We start from the raw sequence: 19,555 nt of genomic DNA, 5'->3' as shown, positions 1-19,555 counted from the left end.
CCATGACCGATCATATCGCCTGGGTGGCGCTTTCCGTTTTCATCTTCTTCTTCGCCCTCGTCACCGTGATGGGCTTCTTCGCTGCGCGCTGGAAATCCGGCCCGGTCAGCGAGCATCTCGACGAATGGGGCCTCGGCGGCCGCCAGTTCGGCACCTGGATCACCTGGTTCCTGGTCGGCGGCGATTTCTACACCGCCTACACCGTGATCGCGGTGCCGGCGCTGGTCTATGCGGTCGGCGCCTACGGCTTCTTCGCGCTGCCCTACACCATCATCGTCTATCCCTTCGTATTCGCTGTGATGCCGGTGTTGTGGAAGAAGGCGCATGCCAACGGCTACGTCACCGCCGCGGATGTCGTCCACGGCGCCTACGGTTCGCGCAGCCTCGAGCTCGCGGTGGCGTTGACCGGCCTGGTTGCGACCATGCCTTACATCGCGCTGCAGCTGATCGGCATGGAGGTCGTGATCAAGGCGATGGGCTTGACCGGCGAATTGCCGATCATTGCGGCCTTCGTGATCCTCGCGCTTTATACTTACAGCTCCGGCCTGCATGCGCCGGCGCTGATCGCCTTCGTCAAGGACATCATGATCTACATCGTGGTGCTGACGGCGGTGATCGTGGTGCCGACCAAGCTCGGCGGCTATGGCGCGGTGTTCTCGGCCGCCAACGACGCCTTCACGGCGAAGGGCGGCGCTACCGGACTGACGCTGAAGCCCGGGCAATATCTGCCCTATGCGACGCTGGCGCTCGGCTCCGCGCTCGCCGCCTTCATGTATCCGCACACGCTGACCGGCATCTTCGCATCGAAGTCGGCGGATACGATCCGCAAGAATGCGATCCTGCTGCCGGCCTATACGCTGTTGCTCGGTCTGATCGCGCTGCTCGGCTACATGGCCTATGCCGCAGGCATCAAGGTGACGTCGCCGAACGACGTGGTGCCGACCTTGTTCAAGACGCTGTTCCCGGAATGGTTCGCGGGCTTCGCATTCTCGGCGATCGCGATCGGCGCGCTGGTGCCGGCGGCGGTGATGAGCATCGGCGCCGCCAATCTGTTCACCCGCAATGTCTGGAAGTCCTACGTCAATCCGGACATCTCGCATGCCGGTGAGGCGTCGGTGGCCAAGATCACGTCGCTGGTGGTGAAGGTCGGGGCGCTGGCCTTCATCCTGTTCCTGCCGACGCAATATGCGCTCGACCTGCAACTGCTCGGTGGCCTCTGGATCGTGCAGACGCTGCCGGCGCTGGTGTTCGGCCTGTTCACCGTCTGGTTCCGCGCCGAGGGCCTGCTGCTCGGCTGGGCCGCCGGCATCGGCTGGGGCACGTACACGTCATGGAGCAACGGGCTGAAGCCGCTCGCCAGCATCTTGCTCGGCGGTTCCAGCTACAGCTTCTATGTCGGGCTCGGCGCGCTCTTGCTCAACATCGTGGTCGCGGTGGCGGCGACCGTCGTGGTCGGCCTGATATCACCCGCCAAGCGCAGCGCGGCGGCCTGAGCCGTCGCCGGCATCTGGTGGGATGGCGACAAGTCGCGCGGTCAGCCGCGCGACTTCCGCCTTGGTCTTGTCGATCGCGGCGTCCTTCACCGGCCCGTAGCCGCGGATCTCCATCGGCGCTTTTGCAATCGCAACGAGATCGGGCAGGCGGGTCTTGTCGAGATTGCCGATGATCGTATCGATCAACGTCTCATACCAGCCGATCAGCGCGCGCTCGGCGCGGCGCTCCGCGGTGTAGCCGAACACGTCGAGCGGCGTGCCGCGCAGCCCTTTCAGGCCCGCGAGCCATCGCAGTGGCGTCTGGATCCACTGGCCGAATGCGCGCTTGCGCGGCCGTCCCCGCGCATCGTGGCGACCCGGCAGCAACGGCGGCGCAAGATGGTACTGCACCGTGAAGTCGCCATCGAATTCTTTGCTGAGCTCGTCGAGGAAGCCCGTCTGCATATGTAGCCGCGCCACCTCATACTCGTCCTTGTACGCCATCAGCTTGAACAGCGACCGCGCCACGGCGTCGGTGAGGGGGAGATTAGCCTCGCCGCGAGCTCGGTCCGCCTCTCCCGCTTGCGCATCGATAGATGCGTTACGGGTGGGGGCTCTCTCCGCAATACGACTCGTGGAGACACGCCCACCCCAACCCTCCCCCGCAAGCGGGAGAGGGGGCGCTCCTCCTTCGCGGTCGCTGCCCAGCGCCGCCTCGGCGCGGCGGACGCGCTCGACCGTCGCGCGATAGCGCGCGGCATAGACCTCGTCCTGATAATCGCGCAGGAAATCGGCGCGCCGTGCGATCATTTGCTCCAGCGTTTCGGGTGCGTTGGCGTCGGCATTCTCGGCTTTCGGCAAGAAGTCCGGATCGGCAAAGGCGAGCCGGCCCCAGGCCAGCGCCTGCTTGTTGCGCTCGACCGCGACGCCGTTGAGCTCGATCGCGCGGGTCAGCGCGTCGAGCGAGACCGGCACCAGGCCTTGCTGCCAGGCGAAGCCGAGCATCATGATGTTGGCGTACACGCTGTCGCCGAGCAGCCGCTCGGCCAGCGCATTGGCGTCGATCGCGGTGAGGTTGCCTGATCCGATCACCCGCTCGATGGCGCGCAGCCGCACCGGCGAGGCGAGGTCGGCGTCACGGAAGCGCACCACATCGCCGGTCGGCATTTCAGCCAGATTGACCGCGGCGCGCATGCCCCTGCGATAGGTCCCGGAGGCCTTGGCCGACGAGCTCACGACGAGATCGCAGCCGATCAGCGCGTCCGCCGCGCCCTGGTCGATCCGCACCTGGTGCAGCGCCTCGGGCGCTGCCGCAAGCCGCAGATAGCTCAGCACGGGGCCGAACTTCTGCGCGAAGCCGGTGAAGTCGAGCACCGAGACGCCGCGGCCCTCGAGATGCGCGGCCATCGCGATCAGCGCGCCGACCGTGATGACACCGGTGCCGCCGACGCCGGTCACCAGCAGATCGTAGGGCTTGTCGAGCGGCGCAAGCTCCGGCGCGGGCAGCGCAGCGGCACGCGCGAGCGGATCGATCGCGCTTGCGCCCTTCGCCCGCCGCTTGCCGCCCTCGATGGTGACAAAGCTCGGGCAGAAGCCGTTGAGGCAGGAAAAGTCCTTGTTGCAGGTCGAGAGGTTGATCTTGCGCTTGCGGCCGAACGGCGTCTGCTTCGGCTCGACGCTGAGGCAGTTGGATTCCACCGAGCAGTCGCCGCAGCCCTCGCAAATGAGGTCGTTGATGACGGCGAAACGCGCGGGATCCGTGATCGTGCCGCGCTTGCGCCGCCGGCGTTTTTCGGTGGCGCAGGTCTGCTGATAAATCAGCACGGTGACGCCCGCGATCTCGCGCAGCTCGCGCTGCACGGCGTCCATCTCCTCGCGCGGATGGATGGTGACGCCTTCGGGCAAATCCGCCGGCGAGAACTGCGCGGGGTCATCGGACACCAGCGCGATCCGCGAAACGCCTTCGGCACGGACGCAGTGCGCGATCGCGTGCACGCTGACCGGACCGTCGACCGGCTGGCCGCCGGTCATCGCCACAGCGTCGTTGAACAGGATCTTGTAGGTGATGTTGGCCTTCGCGGCGATCGCCTGCCGGATCGCCATCGAGCCCGAGTGATAGTAGGTGCCTTCGCCGAGATTCTGGAACACATGGCTATTGCCAGTGAATCTCGACGACGCCGCCCAGTTGACGCCTTCGCCGCCCATCTGGATCAGCGACGAGGTCTCGCGGTCCATCCAGCTCGCCATGAAGTGGCAGCCGATGCCGGCCAAGGCCTTCGAGCCCTCGGGTACCTTGGTCGACGTGTTGTGCGGGCAGCCCGAGCAGAAATACGGCGTCCGCGTCGCGCCCGGCACGGCGATCGTGCGGTCCTGCTCGGGCGCAAGCGCGGCAACGCGGCGCGCGAGTTGCAGCTCCGGGAACATCGGATCGAGCCGCCGCGCCAGCACGTCCGCCAGCATCCGGGGCGACAACTCGCCGATCCAGGAGATCAGCCGCGCGCCGTTTTCGTCATGCTTGCCGACCATCCGCTCCGGCTTCGACCCGGGATAGTCGTAGAAATATTCCTTGAACTGGCTCTCGATGATGCCGCGCTTCTCTTCGACCACCAGGATCTCGCGCTTGCCCTTCACGAACTCCATCGCATCGTGCAGCGCCAACGGCCACACCATGCCGACCTTGTAGATGTCGATGCCGAAGCGGCGGCAAGCGGCCTCATCGAGGCCGACCAGCCGCAACGCCTCCATCAGATCGAGATGCGCCTTGCCTGTCGTGACGATGCCGTAGGTCGCATCTCTGATGTCGTAGATGCGGCGGTCGATCGGATTGGCTTTTGCGAAGGCGTAGACCGCGTGCTTCTTGGCCTCCAGCCGCTCCTCGATCTGCGGCCCCGGCAGATTCGGCCAGCGATAATGCAAGCCGCCGGGCGGCGGCACGAACTCTGGCTGCGCGAAGACGCGCGGCGGCGCAAGCTCGACCGAGGCACCGGATTCGACGATCTCCGAGATCGCCTTGAAGCCGACCCACATGCCGGAGAACCGGCTCAGCGCGTAGCCATATTCGCCGAATGCGAGATATTCGCCGACATCGGCCGGATGCAGCGTCGGCATGAACCAGCTCATGAAGGCGACGTCGGACTGGTGCGGCATCGAGGACGACACGCAGCCATGATCGTCGCCGGCGACAACGAGCACGCCGCCATGCGGCGAGGAGCCATAGGCATTGCCGTGCTTCAGCGCATCGCCGGAGCGATCGATGCCGGGGCCCTTGCCGTACCACAGCCCGAACACGCCATCGACCTCTCGGTCTTTTTGCGTCTCGACCTGCTGCGAGCCGAGCACCGCGGTGGCAGCGAGGTCCTCGTTGACCGCGGGCAGAAATTCGATGCGGCTCTGCTTGAGCCGCTCGCCGATCTTCCACAATTCGAGATCGACGCCGCCGAGCGGCGAGCCGCGATAGCCGGAGATGAAGCCCGCGGTGTTGAGGCCTGCGGCGCGGTCGCGCCTGATCTGGTCGAGCGCGATGCGCACGATCGCCTGCGTGCCGGTGAGGAAGACGCGGCCGCGTTCGCGGCTGTAGCGCTCGGACAGCTGATAGGCGTCGAGCAGCGGCATCTGGCCCATGACTGAGCCTCCTGGAATCGCAATTTCTGATCCGACAACGCTATGCCTGGGGGCCTGGTAGGTCTTACCTATCTATTCTTCACGATTACCAATTGTGGTAGATTATTTCGAAATTGAAAGGAAATCGGTACGTTATACCGAAACGAGAGTTGCCCGATGGTTGAAGAGCAAGACGAAAAAATCCTCGCCGAGTTGCAGAAGGACGGCCGCGCTACCAACCAGCAGCTTGCGGAAACCGTCGGCATGTCGACCTCGGCGTGCTGGCGCCGGGTCCGCGCGCTTGAGGAGTCCGGCGTCATCTCCGGCTATTCGGCGCTGGTCGCGCGCCAGCAGGCGGGCTTTGCGACGTCGGCGATCCTGCACGTTTCGCTGGAGCGGCACGACGTCAAATTCGTCGACGAGTTCGTCGCGCGGGTGATGCAGCGCCGCGAGGTGCTGGAATGCTTCGCGACCACGGGCGATGCCGACTATCATTTGCGCGTCGTCGTGCGCGACATGGACGCCTACAATAGATTCCTGGACGAGTTCATGTTCCGCATCCCCGGCATCCGCCACGTCCGCACCAATGTGATCCTGAAGGAGATCAAGACCGGCGTGGCGCTGCCGTTTTGAGGTGTGCCGCGACGGCCACGCCACATGCGCGCTGTCGTCCCGGCGCAGGCCGGGATCCATAACCACGAATGCGCATTATTGCGCGGCACTGGAACGACGGATCCCGTCCACGACATCCGCTGCGGAGTATGGGTCCCGGCCTTCGCCGGGACGACGATGTTGATGTAGCACTAGGATGGGTAGAGCGCAGCGAAACCCATCATCGTGCCGCGGATGGGTTGACCGGTGCCGCGTCGCTCGATCCATCCCGCGCCTCTGCTGATGCGCTCCTCGCCAGGATCATGAAGACCATGACATGGCTGACCAGCAGCAGCGGCACGTAGAGCGCGGGAATATAGATGCCGGCGCCGAACAGGCCGGGATCGCCGATCTTCACGCCCATATAGTAGGCGTTGAGAAGACCCAGCGTGCCCCAGACATTGAAGATCCACACCATCGGCATGGCAATCGACCAGCGCCAGGACAGTGCGGTCATGGCAAGCAGTGCGAGCGCGGCAGCGATGAGATCGCCCCATCCGACCTGGCCGGCGAAATCCGCACTCAGCTGCGGCGACACGAACCCTGTCACCATGAAGTTCATGCCTAAAAACCTGAACGCATGGAAAGTCGCGAGAAGTCTCAACGCGTCATAACGCGGCATCGCGCGGAGCGCGGGCCAGACATAAATGACGGCCACCACGGCACTGGTCAGGAAGGCGCCGGCGACGCTGAGGACGAATGGCAGGTTGAAGCTGGGGGGCACGGTCGGTTTCCTCGGTGATTGTCGATCCGGTTCGGTTGGCTTGCGTTCAAGGCTTGACGCTCAAGGCTTGGCCAACAGCAGGCGGAGCGGCAGCAGCGGGCCGACCGCGATGTAGTCGTGGTCCATCAGGTCCTGCTTGGCGAGCGGCAGGCCCTCCATGATCGCGTGCGCCTCGGCGGTATCCTTGGCATCGAGCAAAAAGACGACGCCGCGCCCGTCGGATTTCGAATACCATTCGCGCACCTTGCCATTGAGATAGAGCTGCACGGTCTGACGGATTTCATCCGGCATCACGGCCATCACCTGTTCGCGGGTGACGCCCGGCTTGACGGTGAGGATGACCATCACGCCGGTGGTGATGGTGGAGGTGGCTTGTGCCTGGGCAAGGGAAGGAGCGGTCATGGAGGTTAAGCCTGTCAAAGTGAGGGTGAGGGCGAGGAGGGTGTGACGGAATGCTTTCATTGGTCGCATGTCTCCGCTCACGACGGATGTCGTGATGTCGAATGGAGCAGCGCGCGTCGCGGTGCGGCTGCTTGTGCCTCCGATGTACGACCGCTTTCCGTGTGCGACTATTCGCGATAATGTTGACGGGCCATGAAGCAGAACTTCACAGTCCGGCACGGTGCCCTTGACGGGGTCGAGGCGTTCCTGGCCGTCGCGCAGCACCGCAGTTTTCGTCGCGCCGCCGCCGAGCTCGGGGTGACGCCGTCGGCGATCAGTCAGGCGGTGCGCGCGCTCGAGGCTCGGGTCGGCGCCGTGCTCTTTATCCGCACCACCCGCAGCGTCGGCCTGAGCGAAGCCGGCGAACGATTTCTGGCGCGCGCACGGCCTGCCTTCGAGGAGCTGGTCGCCGCAAGCGGGGCGGCGCGTGAGCTCGGGCAGAAGCCGGCCGGGCTGTTGCGTCTCACCGTGCCGCGCTCGGTGGTGCCGATCCTGCTGGAGCCGCTGATCGCCTCATTTTGCAAGGCCTATCCCGAAATCGAGGTCGAGCTCGCCGCCAGCGAGGAACTGGTCGACATCGCCGCCGAGGGTTTTGATGCCGGCATCCGGATGGGCCAGTTCATCAACCCGGACATGGTCGCGGTGCGCCTGACGAAGCCGTTCCCCTTTGCCATCGTCGGCAGTCCGGACTATCTCGCGCACCGCGGCCGGCTCAGGCGTCCGGACGATCTGCGCGAACACACCTGCCTGCGGCTGCGGCGATCGAACGGCGGGCTGGCGCCATGGTCGCTGAACGACGAGGGGCGTTCGATCGAGCTGGCCGTATCGGGATCCTTCATCGGCCATGACTTCCCGACGCTGGTCGGCGCGGCCATCGAAGGTGTGGGGCTGGCGCAGGTGCCGGCACCGCTGATCACTGGCGCCGTGAAGGAGAAGAAGCTCATCCGCGTGCTGGAGCCGTTCGCGCCGATCACGCCGGGCGTGTTCCTCTATTATCCCGGCCATCGCCAGATCATGCCGAAGCTGCGGGCCTTCATCGATCACGTGAAGAGCCGGCCGACGGCCGCGCGCTGAGCTCAGTCCGGAATGACGGTGAGGTGAGCACGTTGGTCAGGCTCCCTCCCCCCTTGCGGGGGAGGGTTGGGGAGAGGGGTAAGCCGTGGGCTCAGCCGTTCGATGAGCGCATTGCCCGCGCAAATTTCGTTTGGCTTGTCGTCGCGACAGATGCGGAGAACGCGCGTCGTGTGGCACCCCTCTCCCTAGCCCTCCCCCGCAAGGGGGGAGGGAACCCTTTCGCCGGTGGCTCCCTAACGCGCCAATCACTGAGTCCAAGGATGGGTGGAGCGACTTATCCGCTGTAGCTCGAAGGGCGAAGGCGGAAGCGATACCCATCATCGTGCCACAGATTCGAAATTGATGGGCTTCGCTGCGCTCTACCCATCCGACGCCGCTGGAATGGCGAGAAGTCTACGCGCGCTTCTGAGGATGCCAGTCGGGCACCGTCTTGATCATGTGCCAGACCAGCAGGTCGAGAGCGCGGGTCATGCCCTCTCGCGATCTGGTGTTGGTGAACGCCGACCAGCAGAAATCGCCGCTGGTTCGCACCGAGATCGTCGTCGTTCCGTCCAGCAGGCCGCTGTGCCACCAATTGTTGTTCGCTGTGATGAACAGGCCCTTGGCATAGCGAGGGTTGATGGCGCTGGGGGTGCTCATGACGCGGAGGCTGTCGTCGGTCAGCAGCTGCTCGGTGTCCTTGAAGCCGTCGATATGGACGAACAGAGTCGTCAAATCGCCCGGCGTCGCAATCCAGCCGCCGTGAGAATCCATCCGGGCGACGTTCATCCGGTAGGGATCGCCGCCGGTCTGGCTGTAATATCTGACCTCGTTGCTTGCCCGCTCACTTAGCTTATTGCCGGCAATCTGCATATCGGCGATGCCGCATCGCTTCAGGACGGAGTCCTTGATGTATTGTTCGTAGCTCTGGCCGCTGAGCTTCTCGATCACGCGTCCGAGGATGCAATAGCCGAAGTTCGAATAGGCGTAGGACTCGCCTGGAGGGTTGGTGAGCGGCATATGCTCCAGCGTCCAGCTGATCAGCTCGCGATGCTTCATGTCCTGGTTCATGAACATCGGATCGCGAAACTGGTTTCCCCAGGTCCCGGTGGTGTGGGTCAAGAGATGCTCGGTCGTGATCTGCTCGACAAGCGAGCGAGACGAGCCTGACGGCATCAAGCTTTGCAGGGTGGGCGTCGTCGGGTAGTCCTTGCCGAGAATGGAGTCTGCGCCGAACACATAGTCGCCGAGCCGCAATTTGCCGGCTTCGACCAGGGTGAAGATTCCGGTCGAGGTCACCGGCTTCGAGATGCTCGCGATCCGGAAGCGGTGTTGCGGCGTCAATGCTTCACCGGTCTCCCGATTCGCAACGCCGAACGCCTCCACATAGACGGGCTTTCCCTTGATTGCGACAGCGATGGAAAGACCGGGGACGTCGTACTCCTTCATGAAGTCGGTGGCCAGGCCAGCCATCTGCTGGCGCTGCTCCGATGTCGGAAGTTCGGCGGGCTGCTCGGCAAGCGCCGGCGACGGGCCGTACGCCATCCCCGCGGCGGAGAGTAACGAGCCCTGAAGCAATGTTCGGCGTGAAAATGGCATGGTTGCCTGTCCTGTGCAGAGAACGGGTGGCCGCACCGTATTGCGGTTGTCCTGCGTCTGTCACATCAAGAAAAGCGGTTGTGTGACCCCGTCACGATGGCCCGACGGGCAAATCGGCAAAAGCTGTCAATGTCGCGAGATTGTGGACGTGTGACTCACCGGCGACCACACACGGTGTCGTCCCGGGCAAGCGAAGCGCGACCCGGGACCCATAACCACCGATGGTCATCGTTGCGCGATGCTGGGGCCGCAGCTCGCTTCAACAACGCGACCCTGTGGTTATGGGTCCCGGCTTTCGCCGGGACGACGAGATGGAGGGAAGCGCGCACTTGGGCTCTACCACCGTCACGCTGAGGAGGTCGCGAAGCGGCCGTCTCGAAGGGTCGACGGCCACAAGCCGGGCCGTGCATCCTTCGAGGCGCGCCCAGCGGCGCAAGTGCGCCGCAAGGCTCGCACCTCCAGCGACAAAGGCAAAGCCTTTGCGCGGGGATGACGGGACGAGCAATTGTGCGCGATGGACGCTGGTGGGCAAGTCGCCCACCCTCACACCGTCTCCCTCACGAACCTGTTGCGCAATGTCCCGATGCCGGTGATGTCGATCTCGACCACGTCACCGTCCCTGAGGTCCGGCGAGGCGCCGTCGGTGCCCATCCAGATCACGTCGCCGGGCGACAGCGTAAAGTATTTCGTCAGCTCGACGAGAAACGGGACGATTCCGAAGATCATGTCGTTGGTGTGGAAGCGGCCGGTCTCCTTGCCGTTGACGCGGATTATGGTCTCCATGCGGTCGAGATCGACGTCGGTCTCGATCCAAGGGCCCATCGGCTTGAACGTGTCGGCGTTCTTCGACCGCCACAGCCCGCGATCGGCCTTCTGCCAGCTGCGCTCGGAGACGTCGTTGCCGATGGTGTAGCCGAACACGCAGTCCATCGCATTGGCTTCGGTCAGGTGCTTGGCTTTCCTGCCGATCACGACGACGAGCTCGCCCTCATAATGGATCTTCTCGGTCGCACTTGCGGGGATCACGACATCATCGTCATGGGCGATCAGCGCGTTCTGCGCGCGGTAGCCGATCTCGGGGTGGTCGGGCACGTTCGGCACCGTGCCGACCTTGTCGGCGGCTTCCTTGAGATGCTTCAAATAGTTCAGCCCGACGCAGTAGAAGGTGCGCGGGATCAACGGCAGCTCGATCTTGATGTCCTTGAGCGCGTGGGTCTTCGACGTCCTGCTCCACTCACCGAACGGATCGCCGTTGACGGTGATGACAGTGTCGCCTTCGACGAGGCCCCAAGACGTAGTACCCGGGGTGGTGCCCGCGGCGGTGAATTTCAGCCAGCGCATGATGATGTCCTTCTATTCTGCGGCGGCTTGCGCGCGCATCTTCCAGGCGCCGGCGGCGGGGCGCTTGAGCCCGAGATTCTCGCGCAGCGTCGTGCCGGCGTAATCCTTGTGGAACAGGCCGCGCTTCTGCAGCTCGGGCACCACGTGGTCGACGAAGTCGGCATAGGAGCCCGGCACATAGCTCGCCGCGACCACGAAACCGTCGCAGCCGCGGCCGACGAACATTTCTTCCAGCCGGTCGGCGATCTCCTTCGGGCCGCCGACGATGGCGTCCTGCACCTGGGCGCGTCCGGAGAAGGTGATGAAGTCGCGGGTCGAGGGATTGGTCTTGCCGGATGCGCGCAGCACGCCGTCGCGCATGCCGATCATGCCTTGCATGCCCTGCAGCTCTTCGGTGGTCAGCGGCTCGTCGATCGGCTTGGCGCCGAAATCGAAATTGAGCGCTTCGGCGAGCAGGGACAGTGCGTCGATCTCGAGCGGCAGCTTCTGGATCACGGCCATGCGATCCTCGGCTTCGGCCTTGGTGGCGCCAGCGATCGGCGTGATCAGATTGCAGAGGAACATCTGGCCGAGATCGCGGCCGGCCTTGATGGCCTCGCCGCGGATCGCGTCGTAGCCCTGCTTGGCGCTGGCGAGGTTGCGCGATGCGGTGAAGATCACCTCGCCCCAGCGCCCGGCAAAGCGCTGGCCGCGCCCCGAGGCGCCGGCCTGGATCACGACGGGATGACCCTGCGGCGAGCGCGGCACCGTGAACGGGCCGCGCGAGGCGAAGAACGCGCCCTTGTGGTCGAGCCGCTTCACCTTGGTCGGATCGGCAAAGCGGCCGCTTGTCTTGTCGATCACCAGCGCGCCGTCTTCCCAGGAATCCCAGTGGCCGAGCACCACCTCCATGAATTCGTCGGCGCGATCATAGCGGTGATCGTGCTCGAGATGCTGCGCCTTGCCCATGTTGAGCGCTTCGCCGTCATTGACCGAGGTCACCACGTTCCAGGCTGCGCGACCGTTCGTCATCAGGTCGAGCGTGGCGAAGCGGCGGGCGACGTCGAACGGCTCGAAATAGGTGGTGGAGGCGGTCGAGGCGAGGCCGAGCTTGGTCGTGACCATGCCCATCGTGGTCAGCACCACGATCGGATCCATCTTCACGCAGCGGATGCCGTATTCGACGGTGTGGGCGTGATCATTGTTGTAGCGGTCGGGCATTGCCAGGCGATCGTCGAAGAACGCCATGTGGAACTTGCCGCGCTCCAGGATGCGCGCGATCTCCTGGTAGTAGTCCGCCGACATCGAATCGTCGCGCGACTCCGGGTGGCGCCAGGAGCCCGGCAGATTGGTACAGTTCTGCGCCTGCAGGAAGCCAACCAGCGCCATTTGCCGTGTCATGTCGTTCTCCTGTGGCCCAACGCGTCAGCGCAGGTCGAGTTCTTCGGTGAGCTTGTAATCGGCGGCGAGCGCCTTCAGCTTCTCCCAGGTCGCGTCCTCGATCTCGATGCCGTTCTTGCGCCGCTCCAACTCGCGCAGATGCTCGATCTCGCCCGGATAGAACACGCCGCGGCTTCCCTCCGACGGCGGTGTCGATTTCAGATAGCGGGCGAAGTCGGCGACTTCTTTCCTGAAGTCCTTGAGCGGTCGGAACGCAGCGACGTTGAACACCGCCATGAAGCAGCCGTCATTGTGCCGACCGGTCGGTTCGACGCCGAAGCCGAGGCCGGTCAAGAGGCCGCACAGCACCTCGACCATCGCGGCAAGGCCCGAACCCTTGTAGCCCTCGGTGCCGCCGAGCGGCAGCAACGCACCGCCCTTGCGGTAGTCCGCAGGGTCAGTGGTGTCGCGGCCGTCGGCATCGATGATCCAGCCCTTCGGGATGGTCTCGCCGCGCGCCACCGCGAGCTGGATCTTGCCGGCGGCGACCGCCGAGGTCGCCATGTCAAGATAGAACGGCGCCTCGAGATCGGACGGCACTGCGATCGACAGCGGGTTGGTGCCGAGCCGGGCCTCGCGGCCGCCGAACGGGGCGACATGTTTCGGCGAGCGGCCGGAATCGGCGGCGGCGATCCCGATCATGCCCTCGCGCATCGCCATCAGCGGATAATGCGCGAGCCGTCCGACATGGCTCTGCCGGAACACGGTACAGGCCGCGACATTGGCGGTCTTCGCCTTGTTGATGGTCATCTCCATCGCCTTGGCGTTGACGTGGAAGCCGAACCCCCAATGACCGTCGATCACGGTCGTGGTCGGCGTCTCCTGCACGATGGTCCATTTGGCGCCGGGGACGATCTGGCCGGCCTTGATGCGGTCGATATAGGTCGGGATCGCGATCACGCCGTGGGAATCGTGGCCGGCCAGATTGGCGTTGACGCAGCCGGAGGCGACCGCGTTGGCCTCCTCCTCCGATGCGCCGGCGCCCCTGAGGAGCGCCGCGCCGATGCGCGTGAGACGGTCGGCCTGAACGATCGGCATGGGGCTTTCCTCGCGGTCTGCCCGCGTGATGCGCGGGTCTTGCTTGCTGTTGTCGCTGTCATGCTGTCAAAGCGCGGCTTACCGAGCAAGGCCAGAAAATCCGGTCCGCCATACCGGGAGCAGGGTGCTCGCAGGCGTGATTTCACCGAATGGAACGGGCGCGGTCGCGATGCGGAATTTGACGGCTCCGACGGCCTGGGCCGGGCGGCGATCAGCGCCTCGCGGCCCTCCGCCTCAGCCTGGTACACAGGGGTCCGTATTATCCCTGAAAACGGCTTGGCGCGTTCGTCAGCCGTTTACTTTGTCACGCAACTTGCCGGATACGCTAACCACCACTTAGGCCTCTCGCGGGCAATGTTCCTCGCCAGATTGGAGGGGTTGGCCCCGGGGCCTTCAGAGAACGTGCAGTCGAGCATCGGGCGTACATTCGCGGCGTTGAGCGCCACCAACGAAGCGATCCTGTACGCGAAATCACCAGAACAATTGTACGGACAGGTCTGCGAAGCCGCGTTCACGAGCGGGGGCTTCCTGGCTGCGACCGTGTTCTTGCTGGAGCCGGATACCGGTCTGCTGACCTTCGCGGCCGGCTACGGCGACGACGTCGCGCGTCTGCGCAGCATCACGATTTCCACGCTCGCCAACGCGCCGGAAGGGGAAGGCGTTGCCGGGCGGGCGTTCCGCGATCAGGCGGCGTGCGTCAGCAACGACTATGTCAACGATGCCCGCTCAGTGGCTTGGCGCAGCGGCGCCGCGGCGGCCGGTGTCGGGGCAGCGGCGGCGATGCCGCTGGTCTGCAACGGGCGCAGCGTCGGCGTCTTCATGGTGACGCGGCGGGAGATCAATTCGCTCAGCGAGGAGACCGTTTCGCTGCTGGAGCGCATGGCCGCAAACGTGTCCTACGCGCTCGACAATTTCGACCATGAGGCCTCGCGCAAGAGCGGCGAGCGGGCGATGCGCCGGCTGAACCGCATGTTCGGCGCGATCAGCGCGACCAACGAGGCCATCCTTCGCGCCAAGACCGAGCACGATCTGTATCAGCGGGTCTGCGATGCCGCGGTGTTCAGCGGAAAATCCTTCGCCACGGTGGTGCTGCTGGCCGAACCCGACACGCACTGGCTCGAGCCCGTCGCCGGCACCGGCGAGGCGCTCGAGCTGATCACGCAGACGCGCTTCTCGGCCGATCCCGACAATGTCTACGGCAAAGGCATCTGCGGTGAGGCATTCCGGACCCAGCGGCCGTGCGTCGAGCACGACATTCCGATCTCGGCGAGCGCGCCGCCAACCCGCGGCAGCGGCCTGATGGCCTGCGTCGCGCTGCCGCTCACCCGGTTCGGCAAGAGCGTCGGCGTCCTGATCTTCTTTACCGGCAATTCCTGGGCGCGCGACCCCGAGATTATCACGCTGCTGGCCGGGATCGCCGAGAACGTCTCGGTCGCGCTCGACAATTTCGGCCGCGCCACCGAGAAGGCCAGGGCCGATGCCGAGCGCGAGCGGCTGTCGCGGATGTTCGCGGCGCTGAGCGCGACCAACGAGGCGATCATGCGTGCGCGGTCGCGGCTCGAGATGTTCGAGCTGGTCTGCGCGGCGGCGGCGCATGGCGGCGGGTTCAATTCCACCAGCATCCTGATCGCCAAGCCCGGCGACGATTATCTGGAGATGATGGCGGTCGCGGGACCGACCGCGGAGAATGCGCGCCGCCTCACCGTCTCGCGCAGCGAGGCGCGGCCCGAGGGACGCGGCGTCTGCGGCAGGGCCTACCGTTCCCGGCGCGCCTGCAGCAACAATGATTTCCTGGGCGACGTCGCCAACAACCCGTTCCGCGACGTCATCGACCGCGAGGATGCACGGTCCGGTGCGGCGTTTCCGCTGATCGTCGACGACGAGCCGGTCGGCGTGATGCTGTTCATCTCCGCCAAGCGCAACACCTTCTCGTCCGAATTCGGCGAGCTGTTGCAGCGGCTCGCCGACAACGTCTCCTATGCGCTGGGCAGTTTCGAGCGCGCCGACGAGAAGGCGCGAACCGAGGAGCAGAAGGAACGGCTGCGGCGGATGTTCGCGGCGCTGAGCGCGACCAACGAGGCGATCATGCGGGCGAAATCCCGCAGCGAGCTGTTCGATCTGGTCTGCGATGCTGCGGCGGTCGGCGGTCAGTTCATCTCGGCCACCATCAGGCTGGTGCGCCCGGGCGAAGCCTTCCTGGACAATGTGGCGGCCTCCGGCCCCGACCGGGTGCGGGCGCGCGAGGTTCTGCTGTCGGCCGATGCGACCCGTCCGGAAGGACAGACGCTGACCGGCGTTGCGATCCGCACCCGCAGGCCCTGCATCAGCAACGACTATCTCAGCGATTTCGGCCCCGATTCGCACGTCTACCCGGTCGTCCGCGACAGCGGCAGCAAGTCCGGCGCGGCGCTGCCGCTGCTCAAGAACGGCGAGGCGATCGGCGCACTGGTGTTCCTGTCCAGCGAGTTCGGCACGTTCAGCCCCGAGATGATGGCGCTGTTGCAACGGCTCGCCGAAAACGTGTCGTTTGCGCTGGTCAATTTCGACCGCGCCGACGAGAAGGCGCGGGCCGACGAGCAGAAGGAGCGGCTGTCGCGGATGTTCGCGGCGCTGAGCGCGACCAATGAGGCGATCATGCGGGCGAAATCCCGCGCCGAGCTCTATCAACTGGTCTGCGAGGCGGCGGCGACCGGCGGCAAGTTCACCTCGACCACCATCGTGCTGGCGCAGCCCGGAAGCGACTATCTCCGGATAGTTGCGATCGCGGGCCCGGCGGCGGAGGGCGCGCGCCAGGTGACGCTCTCGACCAGCGAGGCGCATCCCGAGGGGCGCGGCGCCTGCGGCCGGGCGTTCCGCTCCGGCAAGGCCTGCATCATCAACGATTATTTTGCCGATAGCGAGACCGCCGCCTTCCATGAGCGGGCACGCCTCGACGGAACGCAGTCCGGCGCCTCGTTCCCGCTGATCGTCAGCGGGCGGGTGGTTGGCGTCATGATCTTCGTCGCGATCGAGAAGGACACGTTCACGCCGGAGTTCGCCGAACTGCTGCAGCGCCTTGCCGACAATCTGGCGTTCGCGCTCGAAAGCTTCGACCGCGCCGACGAGAAGCACAAGGCCGACGAGCGCATCGAATATCTTGCCTCGCATGACAGCCTGACCAATCTGCCGAACCGCGAGACGTTCAACGAGATGTTGCGTCACGCGATCTCGGCGGCGGACCGCCATCGCCGGCAGCTTGCGGTGCTGTTCATCGATCTCGACCGCTTCAAGATCATCAACGACTCGCTCGGCCATGACGCCGGCGACATGCTGCTGGTGGCGATCGCCGAGCGGCTGCGCGGATCGCTGCGCGCGAGCGACGTGGTGGCGCGGCTCGGCGGCGACGAGTTCGTGGTCATCCTCGATGAGACCACAGAACGCGGTGACGTCGAGCGCATTGCCGGCGATCTCCTGGTCTCGCTCAGCCAGCCGATGCAGCTCAGCGGGCATGAGTGCCACACCACGGCCTCGATCGGGATCGCGATGTATCCCGCCGACGGCTCCGACGTGCAGACGCTGACCAAGAATGCCGACATGGCGATGTATCTCGCCAAGGAGGACGGCAAGAACGGCTTCCGCTTCTTCTCCAACGAGGTCAGGGCGCAGTCGATCGAGCGCCTCACGATGGAGAGCGCGCTGCGCCGCGCGCTGGAGCGCGACCAGTTCTCGCTCGAGTATCAGCCAAAGATCGACATGGCGAGCGGTCAGATCAGCGGCGTCGAGGCGCTGCTGCGCTGGAGCCATCCTGAGCTCGGCAAGGTCTCGCCGGGGCAGTTCATTCCGCTTGCCGAGGAAATAGGGCTGATCGTGCCGATCGGCCGCTGGGTGCTGAAGGAAGCCTGCGCACAGAACATGGCGTGGCAGCACCGCGGTCTCAAGGCGGTGACCATGGCGGTCAACCTCTCGCCGCGGCAGTTCGGCGATCCGCATCTGCTCGACGACATCGACGAGGCGCTGGCGGCGAGCGGCATGCCGCCGTCGCTGCTGCAGCTCGAGGTCACCGAGAGCATGGTGATGCGCAACGTGACGCGCGCGGTGCGCGTGCTCGACGCGATCCAGAATCGCGGCATTCGGCTGGCGATCGACGATTTCGGCACCGGCTATTCGTCGATGTCGCTGATGAAGCAGTTCCCGATCGACACCATCAAGATCGACCGCTCCTTCGTGCGCGATCTGCCCAATGACTCCGAGGACGTCGCGATCGCGCAGGCGATCATCAGCATGGGCAAGGCGCTCGGCATGACCATCGTCGCCGAGGGCGTCGAGACCTCCGAGCAGCAGGAGTTTCTGCGCGCGCACGCCTGCGACGAGATGCAGGGCTTCCTGTTCAGCCGGCCGCTGCCGCCGCGCGATCTCGCCGAGCTGTTGAAGACGTCGCCGGCGTTGGTGTCGCCGCCGCTGCAGCCGGCGCTGGATGAGGCGGCGATGAGCGAGGCCGAGCCGGATCTAGGGCGGAAACGCGCTGTCGTCTGACGGCTGCACCGGCAGGTCGCGGACGTCGGAATCGGTCGAAGCGATCATGCGCGAGAAATCATACGGCCAGGACGGTGTCGCCTGGCCCGCCAGCGTCTGGCGCAGTGCCACTGAGGCCTCCGCAAAGCGCGCACCGTCCGCCAGGCGGAACCGGCGGCACCACACGGCCGGCAGCGGTTCGACGGCATCGCGCATCTCGAACGCCGGGCCCCACCACCAGGCCGGCGCCGGCGGTCGGTCCGGCTCGGGAATGGCGCGCCAGCGCGCGAACTCGTCGACAATGCGGGCGAATTGCAGCTTGGCGGCGGGATGCATCAAAAGCCCTTCCTCGGGCCGCGATGATAGCATCGCCGCCACCGCGCGCAACGCGGCTACTTCTGTTCCACTTCGGTCGAGGTGGCCGGGCCTTCGCCCATGATCAGCAGCACGGCGTCCTCGTCCTTGGCGCCGTCCCAATGCACCTGCTTGCCGAAATGGGTGACGAAGCTTCCGGCCGGCATCGCCGCGGTACCGTGATCGGGATCGAACTTCGGGCCCGAGCCGACCCACCAGGTGCCCTTGAGCACGACGATGTAGCGATCGTTCGGATGGAAGTGCGGACGGCTGAAATGATTGCCCTTGGTCCATTTGGTGTAGACCATGTAGAAGCCGGGCTTCGACGGATCGCCGACCACGACGGCATTCTGCGCGCCGCGCGCATCGGCCGGGCTCCAGGGAATCTGGTCCGGCAGCTTGTAGGTGACGGCGGCCGGATTGAGCTCGGCCGCGGAGCTGACGCTCAGCATCCCGGCAAAGGCCAGCGGCATCATCAGGTATCGCCAGGCCCGGTTCGACGCCGTCATTGCATTCTCCCAGATCAGTTCTCTCGGGCAACTGCCGCGCCCGTATGCGCACGATGCTAGTCGCTCTCGCTTGCGCCGGACAAGACGCGTCCGCGCATGTCTGCTCTCAAGATTGCGACATCAGTCCGTGACACAACGCAGCTGCAACATGAAAAACGGATTTACGCCGCTGCAGACGATGATAGGTTGCGCGCCGACCAAAACGGGAGGATGACCTTGAAGAAGCATCTGTCGATACTTGCCGCGGGACTTGTGATCGGTGCGGCCGCGCTGCAATTTTCCACCACCGCATCGGGCGATGACGGCTGGGTCACGCTGCTCGACAGCTCCAGGAAGGGCGACTGGGACGAGGTCGGCAAGGCCAATTGGGAAATGAAGGACGGCGCGCTGGTCGCCGACAAGCTCGACGGCAAGGATCTCTCCTATCTCGTCAGCAAGACCCAATTCAAGGATTTCCAGATCCGGGCCGAGTTCTGGACCGACGAGGACGCCAACAGCGGCGTCTTCATCCGCTGCGAAGGCAACAAAATGATCGATTCCAAGGTCTGCTACGAGGTCAACATCTTCGACAAGCGGCCGGACCCTACCTACGGTACCGGCGCGATCGTCGACGTCGGCAAGGTCGATCCGATGCCGAAGGCGGCGGGCAAGTGGAACGTCTACGAGATCACGGCGCAGGGCCCGCATTTCGTGGTGACGCTGAACGGCCAGAAGACTGTCGACGCCCAGGACGCCAAGCACGCCAACGGCTATGTCGCGCTCCAATATGGTTCAGGCGTGGTCAAGTTCCGCAAGGTGCAGATCAAGGCGCTCTGACGGCGCAAGTCGAACGGGGCCCGGTCGCAGCGCGGCCGGGCTTCGTC

General features: G+C 65.2%; 14 protein-coding genes. 5 read left to right on the top strand and 9 right to left on the bottom strand.

Going from position 1 to position 19,555, the window contains the following annotated elements; translation table 11 throughout:
• Positions 1-2: 2 nt before the first annotated feature.
• Positions 3-1,493: a monocarboxylate uptake permease MctP gene (gene mctP, locus K359_RS0110470; RefSeq protein ID WP_029079296.1), complete on the top strand. Its 1,491-nt coding sequence runs from the start codon at positions 3-5 to the stop codon at positions 1,491-1,493.
• Here the strand turns inward: mctP and K359_RS0110465 are convergent.
• Positions 1,464-5,093, bottom strand: coding sequence for an indolepyruvate ferredoxin oxidoreductase family protein (locus tag K359_RS0110465; RefSeq protein ID WP_029079295.1), 3,630 nt, complete (start codon positions 5,091-5,093; stop codon positions 1,464-1,466). The two genes, mctP and K359_RS0110465, sit on opposite strands and share 30 nt — an antisense overlap.
• Positions 5,094-5,249: 156 nt before the next feature.
• Between K359_RS0110465 and K359_RS0110460 the strand changes: the two genes are divergently transcribed.
• Entirely contained in the window at positions 5,250-5,705 is a 456-nt protein-coding gene (locus tag K359_RS0110460; RefSeq protein ID WP_029079294.1) for an Lrp/AsnC family transcriptional regulator, read from the top strand.
• Between the two features lie 199 nt (positions 5,706-5,904).
• Here K359_RS0110460 and K359_RS51640 read toward each other — a convergent pair whose 3' ends face one another.
• Both K359_RS51640 and K359_RS0110450 read right to left on the bottom strand, forming a co-directional pair.
• Positions 5,905-6,447 (bottom strand): hypothetical protein, encoded by a 543-nt coding sequence (locus K359_RS51640; protein ID WP_035976411.1) that lies wholly within the window; start codon positions 6,445-6,447, stop codon positions 5,905-5,907.
• 60 nt (positions 6,448-6,507) lie between these two features.
• The gene (locus K359_RS0110450; RefSeq protein WP_245284569.1) at positions 6,508-6,909 is read right to left on the bottom strand and encodes a hypothetical protein; all 402 of its coding nucleotides are present in this window, start codon (positions 6,907-6,909) and stop codon (positions 6,508-6,510) included.
• Positions 6,910-7,041: 132 nt separating this feature from the next.
• Between K359_RS0110450 and K359_RS0110445 the strand changes: the two genes are divergently transcribed.
• A complete protein-coding gene (locus K359_RS0110445) occupies positions 7,042-7,962 on the top strand; it encodes a LysR family transcriptional regulator (protein ID WP_029079292.1) in 921 nt (306 codons plus the stop codon).
• Between the two features lie 393 nt (positions 7,963-8,355).
• On the opposite strand, the gene K359_RS0110440 is transcribed toward K359_RS0110445, so the two are convergent.
• The 4 genes from K359_RS0110440 to K359_RS0110425 form a co-directional block, all read right to left on the bottom strand.
• Positions 8,356-9,540, bottom strand: coding sequence for a serine hydrolase (locus K359_RS0110440; protein ID WP_035976410.1), 1,185 nt, complete (start codon positions 9,538-9,540; stop codon positions 8,356-8,358).
• 543 nt (positions 9,541-10,083) lie between these two features.
• The gene (locus tag K359_RS0110435; RefSeq protein ID WP_029079290.1) at positions 10,084-10,881 is read right to left on the bottom strand and encodes a fumarylacetoacetate hydrolase family protein; all 798 of its coding nucleotides are present in this window, start codon (positions 10,879-10,881) and stop codon (positions 10,084-10,086) included.
• A 12-nt stretch (positions 10,882-10,893) separates the two neighbouring features.
• On the bottom strand, positions 10,894-12,261 hold the full coding sequence (locus tag K359_RS0110430) for an LLM class flavin-dependent oxidoreductase (RefSeq protein ID WP_029079289.1): 1,368 nt from the start codon (positions 12,259-12,261) through the stop codon (positions 10,894-10,896).
• A gap of 24 nt (positions 12,262-12,285) precedes the next feature.
• A complete protein-coding gene (locus tag K359_RS0110425; protein WP_029079288.1) occupies positions 12,286-13,338 on the bottom strand; it encodes an Ldh family oxidoreductase in 1,053 nt (350 codons plus the stop codon).
• 402 nt (positions 13,339-13,740) lie between these two features.
• Between K359_RS0110425 and K359_RS0110420 the strand changes: the two genes are divergently transcribed.
• Positions 13,741-17,850, top strand: coding sequence for a GAF domain-containing protein (locus K359_RS0110420; RefSeq protein WP_029079287.1), 4,110 nt, complete (start codon positions 13,741-13,743; stop codon positions 17,848-17,850).
• Here the strand turns inward: K359_RS0110420 and K359_RS0110415 are convergent.
• Both K359_RS0110415 and K359_RS0110410 read right to left on the bottom strand, forming a co-directional pair.
• Positions 17,824-18,198 carry a hypothetical protein gene (locus K359_RS0110415; protein WP_245284568.1) on the bottom strand — a complete coding sequence of 125 codons (375 nt, stop codon included), beginning with the start codon at positions 18,196-18,198 and terminating at the stop codon, positions 17,824-17,826. The genes K359_RS0110420 and K359_RS0110415 overlap by 27 nt on opposite strands.
• A 23-nt stretch (positions 18,199-18,221) precedes the next feature.
• Positions 18,222-18,692, bottom strand: coding sequence for a cupin domain-containing protein (locus tag K359_RS0110410; RefSeq protein WP_245284567.1), 471 nt, complete (start codon positions 18,690-18,692; stop codon positions 18,222-18,224).
• Between the two features lie 216 nt (positions 18,693-18,908).
• Between K359_RS0110410 and K359_RS0110405 the strand changes: the two genes are divergently transcribed.
• Positions 18,909-19,508, top strand: a complete 600-nt coding sequence (locus K359_RS0110405) for a DUF1080 domain-containing protein (protein WP_029079284.1) — start codon at positions 18,909-18,911, stop codon at positions 19,506-19,508.
• The last annotated feature ends 47 nt before the right edge of the window (positions 19,509-19,555 follow it).

The sequence above is a fragment of the Bradyrhizobium sp. th-b2 genome, assembly GCF_000426785.1.
Taxonomy (GTDB): domain Bacteria; phylum Pseudomonadota; class Alphaproteobacteria; order Rhizobiales; family Xanthobacteraceae; genus Bradyrhizobium; species Bradyrhizobium septentrionale.
This window is presented reverse-complemented; position numbering and strand designations above follow the sequence as displayed.